The organism is Cytophagales bacterium, from assembly GCA_019456305.1.
Taxonomy (GTDB): Bacteria; Bacteroidota; Bacteroidia; order Cytophagales; family VRUD01; genus VRUD01.
Genome location: VRUD01000027.1, coordinates 1 through 18,112 on the forward strand (window position 1 = coordinate 1; position 18,112 = coordinate 18,112).

Annotated in this window: 11 protein-coding genes and 1 tRNA gene; 2 read left to right on the forward strand and 10 right to left on the reverse strand. The window is 37.8% G+C overall.

Annotated features, from left to right (window positions below):
* Nucleotides 1-283: 283 nt before the first annotated feature.
* The 9 genes from FVQ77_07445 to FVQ77_07485 all read right to left on the reverse strand — a co-directional run bounded on the left by FVQ77_07445 (nucleotide 284) and on the right by FVQ77_07485 (nucleotide 9,703).
* Nucleotides 284-628 (reverse strand): ATPase, encoded by a 345-nt coding sequence (locus FVQ77_07445; protein ID MBW8050159.1) that lies wholly within the window; start codon nucleotides 626-628, stop codon nucleotides 284-286.
* 68 nt (nucleotides 629-696) lie between these two features.
* A tRNA-Met gene (locus FVQ77_07450) sits at nucleotides 697-770 on the reverse strand.
* Between the two features lie 398 nt (nucleotides 771-1,168).
* A complete protein-coding gene (rplT, locus tag FVQ77_07455) occupies nucleotides 1,169-1,513 on the reverse strand; it encodes a 50S ribosomal protein L20 (GenBank protein ID MBW8050160.1) in 345 nt (114 codons plus the stop codon).
* Nucleotides 1,514-1,537: 24 nt separating this feature from the next.
* Entirely contained in the window at nucleotides 1,538-1,732 is a 195-nt protein-coding gene (rpmI, locus tag FVQ77_07460) for a 50S ribosomal protein L35 (GenBank protein ID MBW8050161.1), read from the reverse strand.
* A 256-nt stretch (nucleotides 1,733-1,988) separates the two neighbouring features.
* Nucleotides 1,989-2,462, reverse strand: coding sequence for a translation initiation factor IF-3 (locus FVQ77_07465; GenBank protein MBW8050162.1), 474 nt, complete (start codon nucleotides 2,460-2,462; stop codon nucleotides 1,989-1,991).
* A 514-nt stretch (nucleotides 2,463-2,976) separates the two neighbouring features.
* A complete protein-coding gene (gene thrS, locus FVQ77_07470; GenBank protein ID MBW8050163.1) occupies nucleotides 2,977-4,938 on the reverse strand; it encodes a threonine--tRNA ligase in 1,962 nt (653 codons plus the stop codon).
* 182 nt (nucleotides 4,939-5,120) lie between these two features.
* The gene (locus tag FVQ77_07475; protein ID MBW8050164.1) at nucleotides 5,121-6,275 is read right to left on the reverse strand and encodes a tetratricopeptide repeat protein; all 1,155 of its coding nucleotides are present in this window, start codon (nucleotides 6,273-6,275) and stop codon (nucleotides 5,121-5,123) included.
* 5 nt (nucleotides 6,276-6,280) lie between these two features.
* A complete protein-coding gene (locus FVQ77_07480) occupies nucleotides 6,281-7,105 on the reverse strand; it encodes a hypothetical protein (protein ID MBW8050165.1) in 825 nt (274 codons plus the stop codon).
* Between the two features lie 51 nt (nucleotides 7,106-7,156).
* Complete coding sequence (locus tag FVQ77_07485; protein MBW8050166.1) at nucleotides 7,157-9,703, reverse strand: carboxypeptidase-like regulatory domain-containing protein; 2,547 nt, start codon at nucleotides 9,701-9,703, stop codon at nucleotides 7,157-7,159.
* 427 nt (nucleotides 9,704-10,130) lie between these two features.
* On the opposite strand from FVQ77_07485, the gene FVQ77_07490 reads away from it, so the two are divergent.
* Together FVQ77_07490 and FVQ77_07495 are read left to right on the forward strand one after the other, a co-directional pair.
* Nucleotides 10,131-13,592, forward strand: coding sequence for a M1 family metallopeptidase (locus FVQ77_07490; GenBank protein ID MBW8050167.1), 3,462 nt, complete (start codon nucleotides 10,131-10,133; stop codon nucleotides 13,590-13,592).
* Nucleotides 13,593-13,884: 292 nt separating this feature from the next.
* Nucleotides 13,885-17,304 (forward strand): tetratricopeptide repeat protein, encoded by a 3,420-nt coding sequence (locus FVQ77_07495; protein ID MBW8050168.1) that lies wholly within the window; start codon nucleotides 13,885-13,887, stop codon nucleotides 17,302-17,304.
* Between the two features lie 61 nt (nucleotides 17,305-17,365).
* Here FVQ77_07495 and FVQ77_07500 read toward each other — a convergent pair whose 3' ends face one another.
* Entirely contained in the window at nucleotides 17,366-18,025 is a 660-nt protein-coding gene (locus FVQ77_07500; protein MBW8050169.1) for a carboxypeptidase-like regulatory domain-containing protein, read from the reverse strand.
* Nucleotides 18,026-18,112 lie beyond the last annotated feature (87 nt).

Consider the following 18,112-nt stretch of genomic DNA (forward strand, 5'->3'; position numbering starts at 1 on the left):
GGCTCTTGCCTTATTTTTTTTGCAAAGATAGTTATGTTTAATCCTAAATATTAATTGTTTTTATCGGACAACAGTGATTTTTTTTTAAAATAGCTATTTTTATACTTGAGTCCACTCTAAAAAGTCAATTTTCGCCACAAAAGCACAAAAACACTAAATCCTACTAAAAATTAACTAATTGATTTTCAGGGTTTTGTGGGATTTAGTGCTTTGGTGTTTTAGTGGCATTTTTTCTTTTTTAACTTTTTAGAGTGGACTCATACTTTAAATCTAAAATTCTATTTCACCCTCCTACAAGTTCCCTTAAGTTGTCAATAAAACAAGACCATAGCTCATTCAACTCCTCTAAATTATCCATTTCAGAATAATCTGTAATGCTAATATAAACTGTTTCAGTAATTTCATTTTTTAATAACTCAAGTTCTAAATAATTAGGATCGCTGTTTTGTTTTGTATTTTTAGAAATAAATTGAAATTTCACATACTGATTATGCTTAGATGATACCATTTTTGCAAAATGATCTTCACCATCCCATACAAAGTTATAAATATTATCTTCATCAACACTAACGCCATCAACAAACCATTGTGCTAATCCGTCAGGACTACTAATATAAGGATATAGGATATTCGCAGATGCGTTTATCTCATACTCTTGCTGGAATTTCGTTTTACTCATAGATTTAGCCCCAATTGTAGCGAGGGCGGGATTTGAACCCGCGACCTCAGGGTTATGAATCCTGCGCTCTTACCAACTGAGCTACCTCGCCAACTAGTGTAGCAACAATTTAGTTTTGCAACATTAATTAGTGTCTGTCTATAAAGTAGGGCAATTATGAAAACCGCTAAAGCGGTTATACCTTTTTAGTTCTCATTAACCCCTGACTTAAGTCAGGGGTTAATGAGAAATTAGAACACACTAACCGTTTTAACGGTTTTTTTTAATAATTAACTGACTTTATAGACAGACACTAATTAGTAATAAATAGATTCTTTCGTTATTAATCAACAAATGGTTATATGGCTATATGGTTAAATGGTTTGTGATGAGATTAGAGACGCCCAATTTGGGCGTCTCTAATCTCATAGGTTTAAACTCGCTGCTTAATTGCTGGCAATTTAGTTGCCATAAAACCATATAACCATATAACCATATAACCATTTTTTTCTATTGTACTTTCTCCACAACAGCCTTGAATGTTTCAGGATTGTTCATAGCCAGATCAGCAAGTACTTTCCGGTCAATATCAATATTTGCCTGCTTAAGCTTGCCCATAAACTGTGAATAGGACATTCCATATTCTCGTACCCCGGCATTTATTCTTTGGATCCAAAGTCTTCTAAACATTCTCTTGTTATTTTTTCTATCACGGTATGCGTACAATAGACCTTTTTCTACAGCATTTCTGGCAACGCTATATACATTTTTCCTCCTGCCCCAATAGCCTTTAGCGGCTTTTAATATTTTTTTTCTTCTTAGCTGTGAAGCGACTGCATTTACTGATCTTGGCATAATTCAATTAAAAAATTTGTTAATTTAGATATTAAGCAAAAGTTTCACTCTCTTTTCATCAGACCTGTGCACTAAGGCCGGCATCCCTAATTTCCTTTTCCTTTTAATAGATTTTTTAGTCAGAATATGATTTTTAAAAGCGTGCTTTCTTTTAATTTTACCGGTGCCGGTTAACCTAAAGCGTTTTTTTGCTCCTGAATTTGTTTTTACTTTTGGCATAATTTATTGTATCGGAATTTCATCCCGAGTACTCGGGATAAATGAAATTTATATTCAAACCTATCCTTTGTGCACTTAATGAACAGCTACTGGGCTCTGGTTACTGGGTTCTGGGTTATTAGTAATTCTTTCTGACAGTATTCACTCTACCAGTACCCAGCACCCAGTACCCAGTAACTAACTTATTATTTTTACTTCGCTCAATATTTAGTAATTTCATCCCGAGTACTCGGGATCAACTTATGAAATTATGTTCTTATTTTTTTTGTTTAGGTTCTAATATCATAATCATTCTTCTACCTTCCATCTTTGGCATATATTCAACTTTGGCCTTATCTTCCAAAGCCTGTGCAAATTTTAACAACAATACTTCTCCCTTTTGCTTATAGACTATTGTTCTTCCTGGAAAATGAACGTAGGCTTTAACTTTAGCGCCATGATTTAAAAAATTTATTGCGTGTTTGAGTTTAAAATCAAAATCATGAACATCTGTATTGGGTCCAAACCTGATCTCTTTAATTACTATTTTCTGAGCTTTAGCTCTTAACTCTTTCTGTTTCTTTTTGTACTGGTATTTAAATTTAGTATATTCAATGATCCTGCAAACAGGAGGATTAGCTTTAGGCGCTATTTCTACAAGGTCTAACCCCCTTTCCTTAGCCAGCTCTATTGCGTCCTGTATATTATATACATCCTGCTCAATATCCTCGCCCACAACCCTTACTTCCATGGCTGTTATTTTCCCATTCACCCTGAAGGGTTCTTCCACCCTGCCACGTCTTTTAAACCTTCCTTGAAATTTACCGATTTTTACCTCCTTTTTTTATTAGAAATTAGAAAATAGTATAGAGGAGGCATGTTGAGCGACAGCGAAATCCCGATTCTGTCGGAGCCTCCTCTATACAAAATGCCTCGTTTTTACTCGGGGTCTAACTTTTCTATTACACCAATTGGGCGTAAATATCGTAATATTTTCAAAATATATAAAATTAAATCAATTTTATTTTATCGGAATTTCAATGTTTAAATGAAATTTATATTTCAATCTATTATTTGTGTTCTTAATGAACAGCTACTGGGCTCTGGTTACTGAGTTCTGGATTATTTGCTTTCGGCAGGCAGGTTGGTAATTCTTTCTGACGGTAATCACTACCTTTACCCAGCAACCAGTACCCAGTACCCAGTAACCAGCAATTTTATCATATTTTTTCTTCATCCCGAGTACTCGGGATCAATTTACAACGTTATGTCCTAAACTCCCCCACCTTTGCTTCATCTCTGAACATTTTTTCAAATTCTTCATGGGAAAAGCTGCCTAAGTCCCCTTTTCCATGTCTTCTCACTGCTATTTTTCCTTCCTTCTCTTCTTTTTCACCAACGATTATCATGTAAGGCACTTTTTTTAATTCGGCATCACGAATTTTTTTCCCGATCTTTTCATCCCGGTTATCTATAAAACCCGTGATATCATCTGTTTGTAAATCTGATAAGACCGTTTGAGCATAAACTTCATATTTTTCTGAAATAGGCAATACAGCTACCTGTTCGGGTGAAAGCCAAAGAGGAAAATTTCCCTCACAATGCTCAATTAATACAGCTATAAACCTTTCTAATGACCCAAATGGCGCTCTATGAATCATCACAGGGCGATGTTTCTGATTATCTGACCCTATGTATTCTAACCGGAACCTTTCGGGTAGTTGATAATCAACCTGTATCGTCCCTAATTGCCAGTTTCGGCCCAGTGCATCTTTGACCATAAAATCCAGTTTTGGACCGTAAAATACGGCTTCACCCAATTCAGTGACGGTGGTTAATTTTTTCTCCCGGGCTGCTTCAATAATAGCCCGTTCTGCTTTTTCCCAATCTTCATCTGTTCCAATATATTTTTCTTTTTCCTGTGGATCTCTCAAAGATATCTGGGCAGTATAATCTCTAAAATCAAGGGCGTCAAAAACGTACATGATCAGGTCAATAACTGCTAAAAATTCTTCCTTGACCTGGTCAGGGCGGCAAAAAATATGTGCATCATCAACGGTAAAACCCCGCACACGTGTCAAACCCTGTAATTCCCCACTTTGTTCATAGCGGTAAACGGTGCCAAACTCTGCTAAACGAACAGGAAGGTCTTTATAAGAACGCGGCTTGCTTTTGTAGATTTCGCAGTGATGGGGGCAATTCATAGGCTTTAAAAAAAACTCTTCCCCTTCGCTGGGGGTTGCAATTGGCTGGAAAGAATCCTTGCCATATTTTTCGTAATGCCCTGAAGTTATATAGAGTTCTTTATTTCCAATATGTGGGGTAGTTACAGGCAGATAGCCTGCTCTTTGCTGCGCTTTTTTCAGAAAATCCATCAAACGTTCTCTTAAAACAGTTCCTTTAGGGAGCCACAATGGTAAACCCAATCCTACTTTTTCAGAAAAAGTAAAAAGCTCCAACTCTTTTCCCAGTTTTCGATGGTCACGTTTTTTTGCCTCTTCAATTACTTCCAGGTACGCTGTCAATTCTTTTTGCCTGGGGAAGGTAATGCCATAAATCCTTGTAAGCTGTTTATTGTTTTCATCGCCCCGCCAATAGGCGCCTGCTACATTCATTAATTTAACAGCTTTAATAAATGCTGTATTTGGTATGTGTGGGCCTTTACAAAGGTCTATAAAGTTCCCTTGGGTGTAAAAGGTAATTTCACCATCCTGAAGATCCTTCAGCAGATCTAATTTATACTCATCTCCTTTTTTATTGAAATGATCTACAGCATCTTTTTTAGAAATTTCCTTTCTCAAAAAAACGTTTTTTTGCCTTGCCAGGTCAAGCATTTTACTTTCTATCTTCTGAAAATCTTCAGACGAAAACTCTCTATCGCCAAAATCAACATCATAGTAAAACCCATTTTCAATGGGTGGCCCGATACCGAATTTTATACCAGGATACAGCGCTTCAAGCGTTTCTGCCATTAAATGTGCTGAGGAATGCCAGAATGCAGCTTTACCTCCCTTGTCATCCCAGGTTAACAACTGCACCACAGCATCACTATTGATGGGTCTTGTGGCGTCCAATACTTCTCCATTGACTTTTGCTGCCAGCACGTTTCGGGCAAGTCCTTCACTAATGCCGGAAGCAATATTGAGGCCGGTTGTACCTTTTGGGAACTCTTTTATAGTTCCGTCAGGGAAGGTGATCTTTATTTTTAATTTTTGATTTTCACCCATTGATTGTTGAATCGTTATTCGTTTTCAAAAAGTAAATCCCTACTTAAATAATTTAATGATCAACGTAAAAATCACACTTAATGAGGATAGCGTCACGAGTTACCCGGAAGCAAAAAACTGCTTGAGCGTAGAGAATTCCGCCAACTGGCGGGGCTATTGTGCTACCCCATGCGCTTTGTAGCTTACCGAATAGTATCACTTAAAACCGTTTTAACAGAATCCTGAGATACTTGCACCACCTGCTTAACCACCTTCTTCCTGTATATTTTCCTCTTTAACTTTTTCAGCGCACCCGCTGCATCCTGGTTCAGAGAATCTAAACTAACAGCCATTTCATATTGTGGGATCGCTTCCTTTTTGCGGGCTCTATATTCATAAGTTCGTCCTAACAAATAATAAGCAGAACTCATCTGTTGATTACTCTTTACCCCGCCAGTTGGCGGGGCCCTGCCCCGCCAACTGGCGGGGCCCTGCGCATTTATTGCATTCAAAAAATATATCTCCGCATCATCATAATTTCGTTCATTGAAAGCCAATACGCCCAGATTATAATGAGCCAGATAAAATTCAGGATCAAATTCCAATGCTTTTAAATAACACGCCTTTGAAGTATCCAATTCATTTAAGTATTGAAATGTAACTCCTTTATTATAATACAGGAACGGGTTGGCCGCGTTGTACCTTAAACCGGAGTTAATATACTGCATGGCAATATCGTATTCTTTCCTGGCATTAAATAGTCTTACAAGGTTATTATGCGCTTCAACATATTCAGGGGTTTGCTCAATAGCTGTTTGCAGGTTTGAAATGGCTCTGGCAGTATCTCCGATTTCAGCGTATATCATCCCTTTGTAGAAATAAGCATCAGCATTGAAAGGAGTGATCCTGAGAGCTTTATTCATATAATCAAATGCTTTTTGGTATTGCATGACGATGTAATACATCTCTCCGATCAATATAAAAAGTTCCGGATTTTTTAACTGCAACAATTCTGCTTTTTCCGCTGCTTTCAAACTCAATTTAATTTTATTAATTGCCCTGTATGCTTTAGATTTAATGAAATAATATTTTCCATTTATAGAATCCTTTTCAAGAGCAAATATAATATCATTCAAAGCCAGTGTATCTTCACCCGCTTCCAGGTATAGTTTAGCCCTTTTATAATAAAGCTCAGGGTTTTCGGGGTTATTTTTGATGGCATCGCTTACAGCTAGTAGCTTAGCTTCTGTGGGGTTTGTTTCAAGTTGAACTTCGTGGATACTATTATCACTATCGCTTTTGGAACCACAAGCGTTTAAGAATAAAAAAGTGCCAATTATAAATATATAAAATTTCATGTTTTTTAAAATATTTTATTCACATCATCATCATCAATAATTTTATACGACATTTCATAAAACTCCTTTTTATTGCTGGGGAGATCAACTAATTCTCTAGCCAATTTTTGATTACAAAGTGTTTCATTTCTTTTTCCTATATATTCTTTAAAAGAGGAAAACTCCCAATCTTCCATCCTTTTAACCAAACCAGCTTCCATTGGGTTTTTATGGATGTAGTTGAAACATATAAGGGGATAATACTCATCAGATGACGCATCTAAACATTTTTCTTTTGTTTTTTGCTGAAATAAAGATCCGGTTCTTCTTTCTTGTATATTAATAGCTCTTGTATATGATCTTAATAATACACCTATAGCGTTATTGAGTTTATAGAGCTGGTTATCATCGGATGACTGGTTGGAATCAGGGTTGGCGTCATCCGATGAATAGGTGGATTTTACCCTCCCACATTCATCGGATGACCCCTCGCCTCGTATCATCCAGTCATCAGATGATAGCTTACCCTTTACGCTTAGGCCGTCATCGGATGACTGGTTGGGAAGAGGGTTGGCGTCATCCGATGAATAGGTGGCTTTTCCCTTCACACATTCATCGGATGACCCATCGCCTCGTATCATCCAGTCATCAGATGATTGCCAACTCTTTGTATAAATTAAAAAATGAAAATGATTTGGCATTAAACAATATGCTAATATTTCACAATAATCAAGTAAATATTCTTTAATTTTTCTCAAAAAGAAAAGATAGTTTTCCCTTCCAAAAAATATTTTCTGTTTATTATTACCTATATTGTAAATATGATAAAGTTGTTCTGATTGAAAATACATATTTTTAATATATTGGTTTTGAGGTTTTGATCGATTCTACAAAATTAACAATTACAACCTGAACTGCACCGAAAACCTAATCCCAAAATTATTATCATGAGGATATTTAGTTTTATTATAGTATGTTAAGCGATGAAATGCTTCTACCCTGAACAATCTTAAAATATTTTCAATGCCATAGCTGACCTCAACGTAGGGAATTATAACCCCAGGTATTTTTAGTATTTTAAATTCTTGATCTAGTGTTCCAAATTGTTGATCTTCTTTTGGTATATTATCTTCTCTTACTACGCCTCCAAACAACACATTTGCTGTTGCAATCGCTCTCCATTTTAATTTCTTAAATAAAGGGATTCGATTAAATATCAGCCCGTTAAAATGATGTCTGTAATTTAGCCATACATAACTATCACTGACAAACTCAAAATAATTCATTAAATTAAAGGTCTCCCTGTTATAAAAGGGTGTTTCATTTCCCAGATGCACTGCCAGGAGCGGATAAGGCAGCACTGAAAAAATATGTCCTGCAGTAAGTGAATAGTACGAAATACCAAACTGACCTAACCTAAACTTATCGCTTATATTTAAAGTTACTTTATGATAGTCAAAATCACTAAAAAGAACGTTGCTTATACCCAATGTATATCTAATCGTTAGAATAGGCCATTTTTTAGCTCCAAGGCTAATTCTTTCATTGTCGTTTTGTATAAAAGCCTCATCTTTTGCAAACCTTGATTCAAAGGTCACTTCGGTTGTGACAAAATCATTTATTACCGTATCCCCTCCATTTGGTTCTGGAGTAGGGTATTGAAAATCAAACTGAGGAATAAATGAATAATTTTTGAATGTGATTTTTTCTGTAATACCTTTTACAAATTCACTTTGTATCCATAATTTCTTTTCCTCACTATAAAAAGGCTTACTCAATACGCCATAGTTTGAAAAGGCAAGAAAAAGGTTATTTTCAATTTCATCAGTCAAACCAACCTGCCTGAGGTCATACTTATACCCGAACCCCATTTCGGTACGGGGATTGAAACTTGCAATATATCTTACCTTAGCGTCATATTTCCATTTCCGGTCAAAGGTACCATAGGCAACATATCCTTTAAATATCAATTTTTTGCTGAAATCATAATTTGTTCTGAAACCTATCCGGATCCTTGAATGTTCAATATTATTATAGGTATATAAAAACGCATAAGAACCAAGATCAATCTTGCCAAGTGAGTAATACCCGTTAACGATTATATCTATAATATCAATATAAGTTTTGATCAGTGGCATGTTTCTTAGCGTATCTATCATATCATAAACATTCCTATCTGTTGCTGTAAGTGTATCATGGCGCTGTTCGGCCCAAAATTCATTATCATCCATATTTTGAAGAGCATCTTCGGCTACTACTATCTTATCTTCATAGAATTTTATATCTTTTGGTTCATTAACTTTAAAGTTCCTGTTTGATGTATAAAACTTCGCAAGCATTCCTGCCCAATCATCTTTAACTTCAGCTATATCTATCAAAACACGGTTTTTAACCGGCAGCCATGCACCAGCTTCAGTCTGTTTTAATTCCTGCTGTATCTTAATTTTTTCAATATAATTAAGATTGGCGCTTTTACCAACCGTAACATCAATCCGTTTCAATGCGAAGGAAGTATCTGCAATCCAAATAGTACCCCAGAATGCAAGGTCCTGTGGACGTTTGGGGTTGATCTCTATTTTATAGCACCACTCATTTCCAAGAAACATACTGTCTGCCAACAAATATTGGTAATAAAGTCTCCAGCCATCGGCAATAGGAGAAACAAAATCTTTTTCCAATATACTGAGCCAGTTCTCATAAAAATTATACTGTTGAAATGAAGTACCAATTATTTGTGATACCAAAGTTCCATCATCCAAACCTACCCCGGTAATTTTTGTATGGAGTATATCTTCCCTGGATTTTTTGGGATTATCACGGTAGTGATACTTAGATATTGACTCTGAAACGAAAACCGGTAAAACAGGCCTGCCGTCCTCACCTGCTAATTGCTGAAGACTATCAAAAATTGATGTGATCTTCCGCATGATCTTTTTATTTCGGAATTTATCAGTAATGTTATCAATATCCAATTCAATCTTATTATAACTCTCATATTCATAAGCAGACAGTGATCTTTTATCATTTTTTGATTTGTTTTTAATAACTTTTCTCATGGTTGCAAATGCAGGATTTTCACCTGCAACCACTACTACTTCTTTCAGTTTCAGAGCGGCACTTTCCAATTGAAAATTAATTGGTTTAATGAAACCTACTTTGGAAATTTCCATCTTCCAATCTCTCTTTTCTAACTTCACTGCTTTAACTTTTGTAATATATCCAATATAAGAGGCAACTAATGAATCGGTGGGTTTATCTGTACTCAACCTGTAATACCCTTCAAAATCTGTGGTTGTGCCAATTGTTGTACCCTTAAAATAGACATTCACAAAGGGCAAGCCATCTGCGGTTTGTGCATCAGTGATCCTGCCTTTTACAACTACAATTTTTTGTTGGGCAATAAGCAACTGAGAAAAACATAATAGCATGGCGCAAAGCGCATAGAGCATAGCATCCCGAGTAACCCGGGAGCGAAAAATGCCTGCTTGCCAGGTATAAGCCCTCGTATTGGCAGGTGGGCCTTGAGCGTAGGGAACACCATGCGCTTTACGCCATGCACCCAGCGCTTTTAGAGTAGCTGTTTGCCAAAGTTTTTTAAGCATATTAATTCAATATGGTAATTTGAAAATTTGTGAGGAATCTTTGAAAAACCTGCTTAAACAGAAGAAATTTTTACCACACTTGTGTCCCCCCGAGTACCCGGGAGGACTGATGAAACCACGAATTACACGAATTACACAAATTAAATTAGTGTAATTATTAATTAGTGTAATTAGTGTAATTAGTGGTTTCATTTTCATGGATCTTTCAAATCCTCCTTAAAGTGTGCAATTAATAACATTTTTTTTACTTTTGCCCAATATAAAAACAAGAATTATGAAAAACCTTCTATTTTTTACCTTCTTATTGATTATTTGCCATGAACTGCTTGCACAAAATGACACGTTACCAAAAGTAGGACCCAATCCCTCTACCAGCCCCCCTACCAGCCCCCCTAAATCCCCCCGAAGGGGGGACTTTAGCCCCCCAATTGCCAAAGGCAAAAGCGATGGCAAAGTCCCCCCTTCGGGGGGATTTAGGGGGGCTGACTACTGGAAAAACAGGCCCCCTCATCCAGGCTATTGGCAGCAAGATGTACATTATGAAATCAAAGCGACTATTGATGATAAAAAAGACATTATTGACGCTGCTTACTATAAGCTAACCTATTGGAATAATTCTCCGCATGACCTTGATGAACTCTATTTTCATCTTTACCAGAATACTTTTCAACCTGGCTCTTACTACCATAATCTCTGGCTCAATAATAACAGGGTGCCAATATTTGGCAAAAGGTATGAAGAAAAAGGACTCGGTACAGTTATTGAAAATTTAAAAATAAATCAAATTCCCGTTGAAACTGAACTGGATAATACCATTCTAAAAGTAAAATTAAACCAACCCTTAAAAAGCGGGGATTCCTTAGTCGTAACGATGCAATTCAAAACCTACTTTGACCAGGGGTCTATGCGCAGAAGAATGAAGAGATATTACTTCTTTGGAAATAAGCACTACAACGGGGTGCATTGGTATCCGGCTATCTGTGTTTATGACAGAAAATTTGGCTGGACCACCGATCAACACCTTGACAAGGAATTTTATTCCGATTTTGGGACCTTTGACGTAACATTAACATTTCCCCATGAGTATATTGTAGAAGCAACCGGCATTCTGCAAAATCCCGGGGAAGTTCTACCAGACACATTAATGGAACTATTAGATATTACAAATTTTAAAGATACCCCCTTAAACTCTCCACCTTCAATAGTTATTCCTAAAAAAAATGACAAAATAAAAACCTGGATCTACCACGCAGAAAATGTACATAATTTTGCTTTTACTGCGGATCCTACTTACAGGATTGGTGAAATTGAATGGAAAGGGATCAAGGTAATAGCGCTGGCCCAGGAGCCCCATGCATCAAGATGGCAAAAATCAGCAGAATACGCAGCTAAAGTAATTCAATTATATTCACAGGATTTTGGAATGTATGCCTGGCCCAAGATCATTGTAGCAGATGCCAGAGACGGTATGGAATATCCCATGCTGACTTTAGACGGTGGCTTGTACCCACGGCACAAAAGCCTTTTAGCCCATGAGATCGGACATATGTGGTTTTACGGAATGGTTGGCAACAACGAAACCTATCGTGCCTTTTTAGATGAAGGATTTACGCAATTCTTAACGGTGTGGTGTATGAATAAACTTGAACGGGACACATTACTTCCGCGCCCTCCATCTCTCAAAAATAATTACAGGTATAATCGCCTTTATTACCCCTACCTTAAAAACGTGCACGAAGGCTATGATGAAAAACTTAATACCCATTCTGCTGCATATAATGGTGCATTAAGACACGGAGGTGGATATGGTTTGGTCTATTATAAAACAGGCGTAATGCTCTACAATTTAGTATATGTCCTCGGTGATGAGTTGTTCTTAAAAGCAATGCAGTATTATTTCAATAAATGGAAATTTTGCCACCCATATCCCGAAGATTTCCGCAAAGCAATTATTGACTATACACAAACTGACCTTAACTGGTTCTTTGACCAATGGTTGGAAACCACTAAGTATATTGATTATGCCATTCAAAAAGTTAAAAGAAGTGGCAGTGGCAGTAAAGAAAATAAGGAGAGGTCTGAAGACCCTCCTTTTGTAGAGACGTTGCATGCAACGTCTCTACAAAAGGAACAGAGCTACGAAATTACATTTAAAAGATTGGGTAGAATGCAAATGCCTCTTGATTTTACCGTTACTAATAAAAATGGGTTACAATATAATTATCATATCCCTAATACATGGTTTGTAAAAGAAAGGAACAAGGGACGCCTGCCTGCCGAATCCCAAAAGGCGCAGGCAAGGGGGGCGGGGGATAGTTTAGTAACTATCCTTCCAAAATGGTATGGCTGGGACCGCTTAGCGCCCATTTATACCGCAAAAATAGCCATTGATGGCAAGATCAAAGAAATTGAGATAGACCCCAGGCATTATCTTGCCGACATTGACCTGAGAAACAACAAATGGAACACCACCTTACCCTCCTTGTTCTCCTTGTTAGGGAGAAAAGGGATTTCTACCTGGAAATTTGACAACAGGCTGCCTTCCACCCCACAATGGACAACACAACAAAATTACTGGAGGCCTGATATCTGGTATAACAGCTATGATGGATTCCAGTTTGGATTACACGCTGAAGGAAACTATTTCAATCAAAAAAGTTTTTATTCGGCAAATATATGGTATAATTCAAGATTACTTCAAGGCAATTTTGAAAACAGCATAGAAAATAACAATAATCCTGTTTCATTTAATTTATCCATTAAAGAAAATCTAAACAAATATTGGCGAAATGCCTGGCTTACCCAATATATTAACCACAATGCGGGCTTATTTAGTGCAGGGCTAGGCCTTGAAAAAACATTCAAAAAACAAGACCAATACAATCGTGAATTTTCAAAAATATATATAAAATTCAAATCAATGTTTAGAGCAAAGGATACAGATACGTTATACCTCCTGTATCCATCATATTGGTCTGTAAATTCGCTTAACAATACACTTGATATGGGTTTTCAACGCATATACAGGTATAGAAAAGGGCGTGGTGTATTTAATGCAGGAATTCGAGTTCCATTTATTGGCAGTGATTTCAATTATTCTTATCTTCAGGTTTCCTGTGTGAATTATAATTACCTGGGAAAATTTGAACTAAAAACACGATTCTTTGCCCAATACGGATATGGAGAGCCGCCACGTGAATCTTCGCTATACCTTGCCGGCGCCAATCCTGAAACATTATATAATAACAACTTTACACGTGCAGTTGGTTTTATACCTGCTGAATGGGTGGGCTATGGTACAGATGTAAACCATTTCCAGCATGGAGGAGGTTTGAACCTTCGCGGATATGCCGGATATCTGTCCCCTGACGGTACAAAAGATGCCGTTATCTTAAACTATGTTGGCAAATCAGGGATCAGCGCTAACTTTGAGCTGGATTTTGACAGATTCATAAAATTCAGGCCCAAAAAATTGAGAAAATACTTTCATTTAGATGCATACCTTTTCACTGATATGGGACTTCTAACCTATATAAACAGTAAAGGAAATCAAAAATTGGGCAGCTTTAGAATGGATGCCGGTATAGGCAGCGCGCTAACTATAAAAGCCGGCCGGTTACGTATAAAACCGTTGACAATCAGGTTTGATATGCCCCTCTTCCTGAACAGGACGCCTGCCGTCTCCCCTGAATTTGTAAAATTTAGGTATGTGGTAGGGATCAACAGGGCGTTTTGAAACCACTAATTACACGAATTACACTAATTAAGAATTTCACTAATTTTGAAACCACTAATTACACGAATTACACTAATGAATACACTAACGATGCCATCGCTCGAAAAAACGATGCCATCGCTCAAACTATTATATTTAACGAGATCATTGCTTGAAACGGAGGCAGTATTAGCACATTGATCTTTAAATAAATAAAGCGATGGCATCGTTCAAAGAAATCATTACTTAAAACAACAACAGTATTAATTAATTGATCGTTAACTAATAAAGCGATGGCATCGTTAATTCAACCGTGAAAAAACTGATCATATTCATCATAGCCGTTGTTGCAAGTAGTTTCCTCTTGCAACAACCTGACAACTCAAATCCTCAACTTGACTCCCTCAAAAACGCCTTTGACAATGCAAAGCACGACACCACCAAAGTCCGTCTGCTGGTTGAATTATCAGAAGAATTATATCTTTCTGATCCTGACACAATGATCTCGCTTTGCAAACAGGCACTTGAGATTATCAATAAAAACCTCACTGCCTCCAACAAAGAGGAAAATGCATCTTTTTTAAAAACCAAAGCAGCAGCCCTTAACAACATCGGTTCTATTTACAATTTACAGGGCAACCCTGACAAGGCACTGGAATATTTCCTGCAAAGCTTAGAGATAAAAAAAGAGATCAATGTGGAACATCCCGAAGAAAGCGGGAACAAACAAGGCATCGCCATCTCATTAAATAACATAGGCGTTATCTATCGCAACCAGGGCAACCCCGACAAGGCGCTGGAATATTACCTGCAAAGCTTAGAGATGCTAAAAGAGATCAATGACAAAGAAGGTATCGCCATCTCATTAAATAACATAGGCCTTATCTATAAAAAGCAGGGTAACCCTGACAAGGCACTGGATTATTACCTGCAAAGCTTAGAGATACAAAAAGAGATCAATGACAAACAAGGTATCGCCTACTCATTAAATAACATAGGCGCTATCTATGACAACCAAGGCAACCCAGACAAGGCGCTGGAATATTTCCTGCAAAGCTTAGAAATAAAAAAAGAGATCAATGACAAACAAGGCATCGCCATGTCATTAAATAACATAGGCTCTATCTATAACAACCAAGGCAACCCTGACAAGGCACTTGATTATTACCTGCAAAGCTTAGAGATACAAAAAGAGATCAACGACAAACAAGGTATCGCCTACTCATTAAATTTCATAGGGCAGATTTATCTTGAACGTAAAGACTATACCGCAGCCACAGACTACTGCACGCGCTCACTCAGAATAGCAGAGGAGCTTGGCTATCCTGAAAACATAATGAGATCTGCCGGAAGCCTGCACAAGATATACAAAGCCATGGCAAAAAAAGCCAAAAAACAGGGCTTGTGGGAGTATGGTGAGCGCTATGCAACGGCAATAGAATACAACGAACTCTACACCCAAATGCGCGATACCGTCCACAACAACGCGATGTCAAAAGCCATTGGCAAGGTAGAAGGTAAGTTTGAGTTTAAAATGGCGCTCAAACAAAGAGAGCAGCGCGAAAAAGAGCAGGAACTAAAGAAAGCCAAAGAAACATCACACAGAAACAACCTGCAAAATGGTGCAATCGCCATCGGTATATTTGTATTACTTACAATAATTATCTTTCTCGGTAATTTTGTAATGCCCGGGTGGCTTGTCAATGCTTTATCGTTTATACCTTTTGTACTGCTGTTTGAGTTCATCACCGAGATCATAGAACCCTATACCGAAGCTTTCACAGGAGATCAGCCCATTTATGAAGTGCTCATCAACACCATGGTGGTATTAGTTATATTTCCCATACAGTACATATTTGAAAAAAAGCTGAGAGGGCGGTTGTACACTGCAAAGAAAAAGCGGGCTGTAGCTCGGATTGGTAATCCGAGAAAGCGGAGTAAGGGGAGTAGTAGTAGCAGTAGCAAAAAGCAAGTCGGTAATTTTAAAGCAAGGATATTAAGAATTATAAAGAAGTTGTTTATATTTCTTATTATCATAAATGCAGGCAGTTTTATCTTTAAGCAGTTGCAATCGCCAACTGACTCTCAATCACAAACTTACCTTCAAAACCCGCAAGGTTTTAAAAACCTTGCGGGTTTGCAAGTAGAGGCAAAATTACTCGCATATCTTTCTCAAAACTCAGCTCCCACCCAGCACCAAGCGCCCAGCACCCAAAACCGAGTCCTCGATTCCCTCAAAAACGCCTTTAGCAATGCAAAGCACGACACCATCCGGGTACAGCTCTACCTTGAACTATCCGATGCCACCTACCTGGCATCTCCCGAAAAATCTACAGAATACGACAAGAAAGCATTAGCCCTTGCCGAAAAAAACATTCCTCGCAGCAAAGGAGCGGTATTGCTCGCCTTTAAAAAAGCAAAAGCAGATGCGCTCAACAACATTGGTTATATTCACGAGGTACAAGGCAACCCAGACAAGGCGCTGGAATATTACCTCCAAAGCCTGGAGATAGACAAAGAAATGAATAACAAACAAGGCATCGCCATCTCATTAAATAACATAGGTATGATCTATAAAAACCAGGGCAACCCTGACAAGGCGCTGGAATATTTCCTGCAAAGCTTAGAGATAAAAAAAGAGATCAATGACAAACAAGGCATCGCCTACTCATTAAATAACATAGGATTTATCTATGACAACCAAGGCAACCCAGACAAGGCGCTGGAATATTACCTGCAAAGCTTAGAAATAAAAAAAGAGATCAATGACAAACAAGGCATAGCCAGATCATTAAATAACATAGGGACTATCTATTTTAATCAAGGTAATTATGATAAAACACTGGAATATCAACTCCAAAGTCTTGAGATAAGAAAAAAGATCAACGACAAACAAGGCATCGCTAACTCATTAAATAACATAGGCCTTATCTATAAAAACCAGGGTAACCCTGACATGGCGCTGGAATATTACCTGCAAAGCCTGGAGATAGGCAAAGAGATCAATGACAAACGAGGCATCGCCTACTCATTAAATAACATAGGACAGTTATATCTTGAACGTAAAGACTATACCGCAGCCACAGACTACTGCACGCGCTCACTCAGAATAGCAGAGGAGCTTGGCTATCCTGAAAACATAATGAGATCTGCCGGAAGCCTGCACAAGATATACAAAGCCATGGCAAAAAAAGCCAAAAAACAGGGCTTGTGGGAGTATGGTGAGCGCTATGCAACAGCTATAGAGTACAACGAACTCTACACACAAATGCGCGATACGGTCCACAACAACGCCATGTCAAAAGCCATTGGCAAGGTAGAAGGTAAGTTTGAGTTCAAAATGGCGCTCAAACAAAGAGAGCAGCGCGAAAAAGAGCAGGAACTAAAGAAAGCCAAAGAAACATCACACAGAAACAACCTGCAAAATGGTGCAATCGCCATCGGTATATTTGTATTACTTACAATAATTATCTTTCTCGGTAATTTTGTAATGCCCGGGTGGCTTGTCAATGCTTTATCGTTTGTACCTTTTGTGCTGTTGTTTGAGTTTATCACCGAACTTATAGAGCCCTATACCGAAGCCTTCACAGGCGATCAGCCCTTATACGAAGTGCTGATCAACACCGCGGTGGTACTAATTATATTTCCCATACAGTATTTCTTTGAAAAGAAGCTGAGGCAGCGGTTGGATAAGGCAAAGAAGAAGCGGGTAGAGAAAGGGAGGAAGAAATAAATAGCACGGATTGCCCGTAGAGACGCCCAATTTGGACGTCTCTACGGGCAATCCGTGTTACCTATTCCTCCTCCCAAATCTTTTTCTTCCTCTTAAAATCCCCCCTGCGAATTGACTGGATCAATGCTATCCATGCAAATGGGTTGAGGAGTGGATTTGCATATCTTGGGTCAAATCTTTGGGTAGAAATCTTGTAGACCTCTTGGTTCATGTAGTTAGTATAATTCATGCTGGCGTCCATCTCAGAGTCATACAGGATCCGTGCGAGCACCTTTTCATCCAGGTTTTTTTGAGCATTTGACTGATTTTCATCATCCAGCTCCAGCGCTAAAAAAGCCTGCTTAAACAATTCTACGGTCGGGTAAGGATATATCTCAACTGTCGGAAGAATGGTGGTATCTATTATTAATTCAATAATGGCCGTATAACTTTGGTTTTTTGCATCATCAGGAATAATGATATGTTGTTTTTTAAAACCTACCGCACTGATAATAATACTGTCGCTAATTAATACAGGCATTGAAAAATATCCATATTCATTGCTGATAGAACCTCTGCCTGAATGCGGGACATAAATATGCACACCCCAAATTCCGTACAAGCTGTCACCGCCAACCACAAGCCCGGAAAACTGAATGATCCTCTCCTTCTCCTGGGCAAATGCACCTGAAAAAATTAAAGATACAGAAAACAGAGCTATATAAAATTGTAACTTTTTCACTTCATAGAAATTAATCAATAACAATGATACAAAATATATTTCCAAATTTCAACCAATTTTAATAAATTTCAAAATTTTTTACCCTAA

Bases quoted from the DNA above. Each gene is read 5' to 3' on its own strand.
- rplT (MBW8050160.1), bottom strand. From the start codon at position 1,513: ATGCCAAGATCAGTAAATGCAGTCGCTTCACAGCTAAGAAGAAAAAAA.
- rpmI (MBW8050161.1), bottom strand. From the start codon at position 1,732: ATGCCAAAAGTAAAAACAAATTCAGGAGCAAAAAAACGCTTTAGGTTA.
- FVQ77_07465 (MBW8050162.1), bottom strand. From the start codon at position 2,462: ATGGAAGTAAGGGTTGTGGGCGAGGATATTGAGCAGGATGTATATAAT.
- thrS (MBW8050163.1), bottom strand. From the start codon at position 4,938: ATGGGTGAAAATCAAAAATTAAAAATAAAGATCACCTTCCCTGACGGA.
- FVQ77_07475 (MBW8050164.1), bottom strand. From the start codon at position 6,275: ATGAAATTTTATATATTTATAATTGGCACTTTTTTATTCTTAAACGCT.
- FVQ77_07480 (MBW8050165.1), bottom strand. From the start codon at position 7,105: ATGTATTTTCAATCAGAACAACTTTATCATATTTACAATATAGGTAAT.
- FVQ77_07485 (MBW8050166.1), bottom strand. From the start codon at position 9,703: ATGCTCTATGCGCTTTGCGCCATGCTATTATGTTTTTCTCAGTTGCTT.
- FVQ77_07490 (MBW8050167.1), top strand. From the start codon at position 10,131: ATGAAAAACCTTCTATTTTTTACCTTCTTATTGATTATTTGCCATGAA.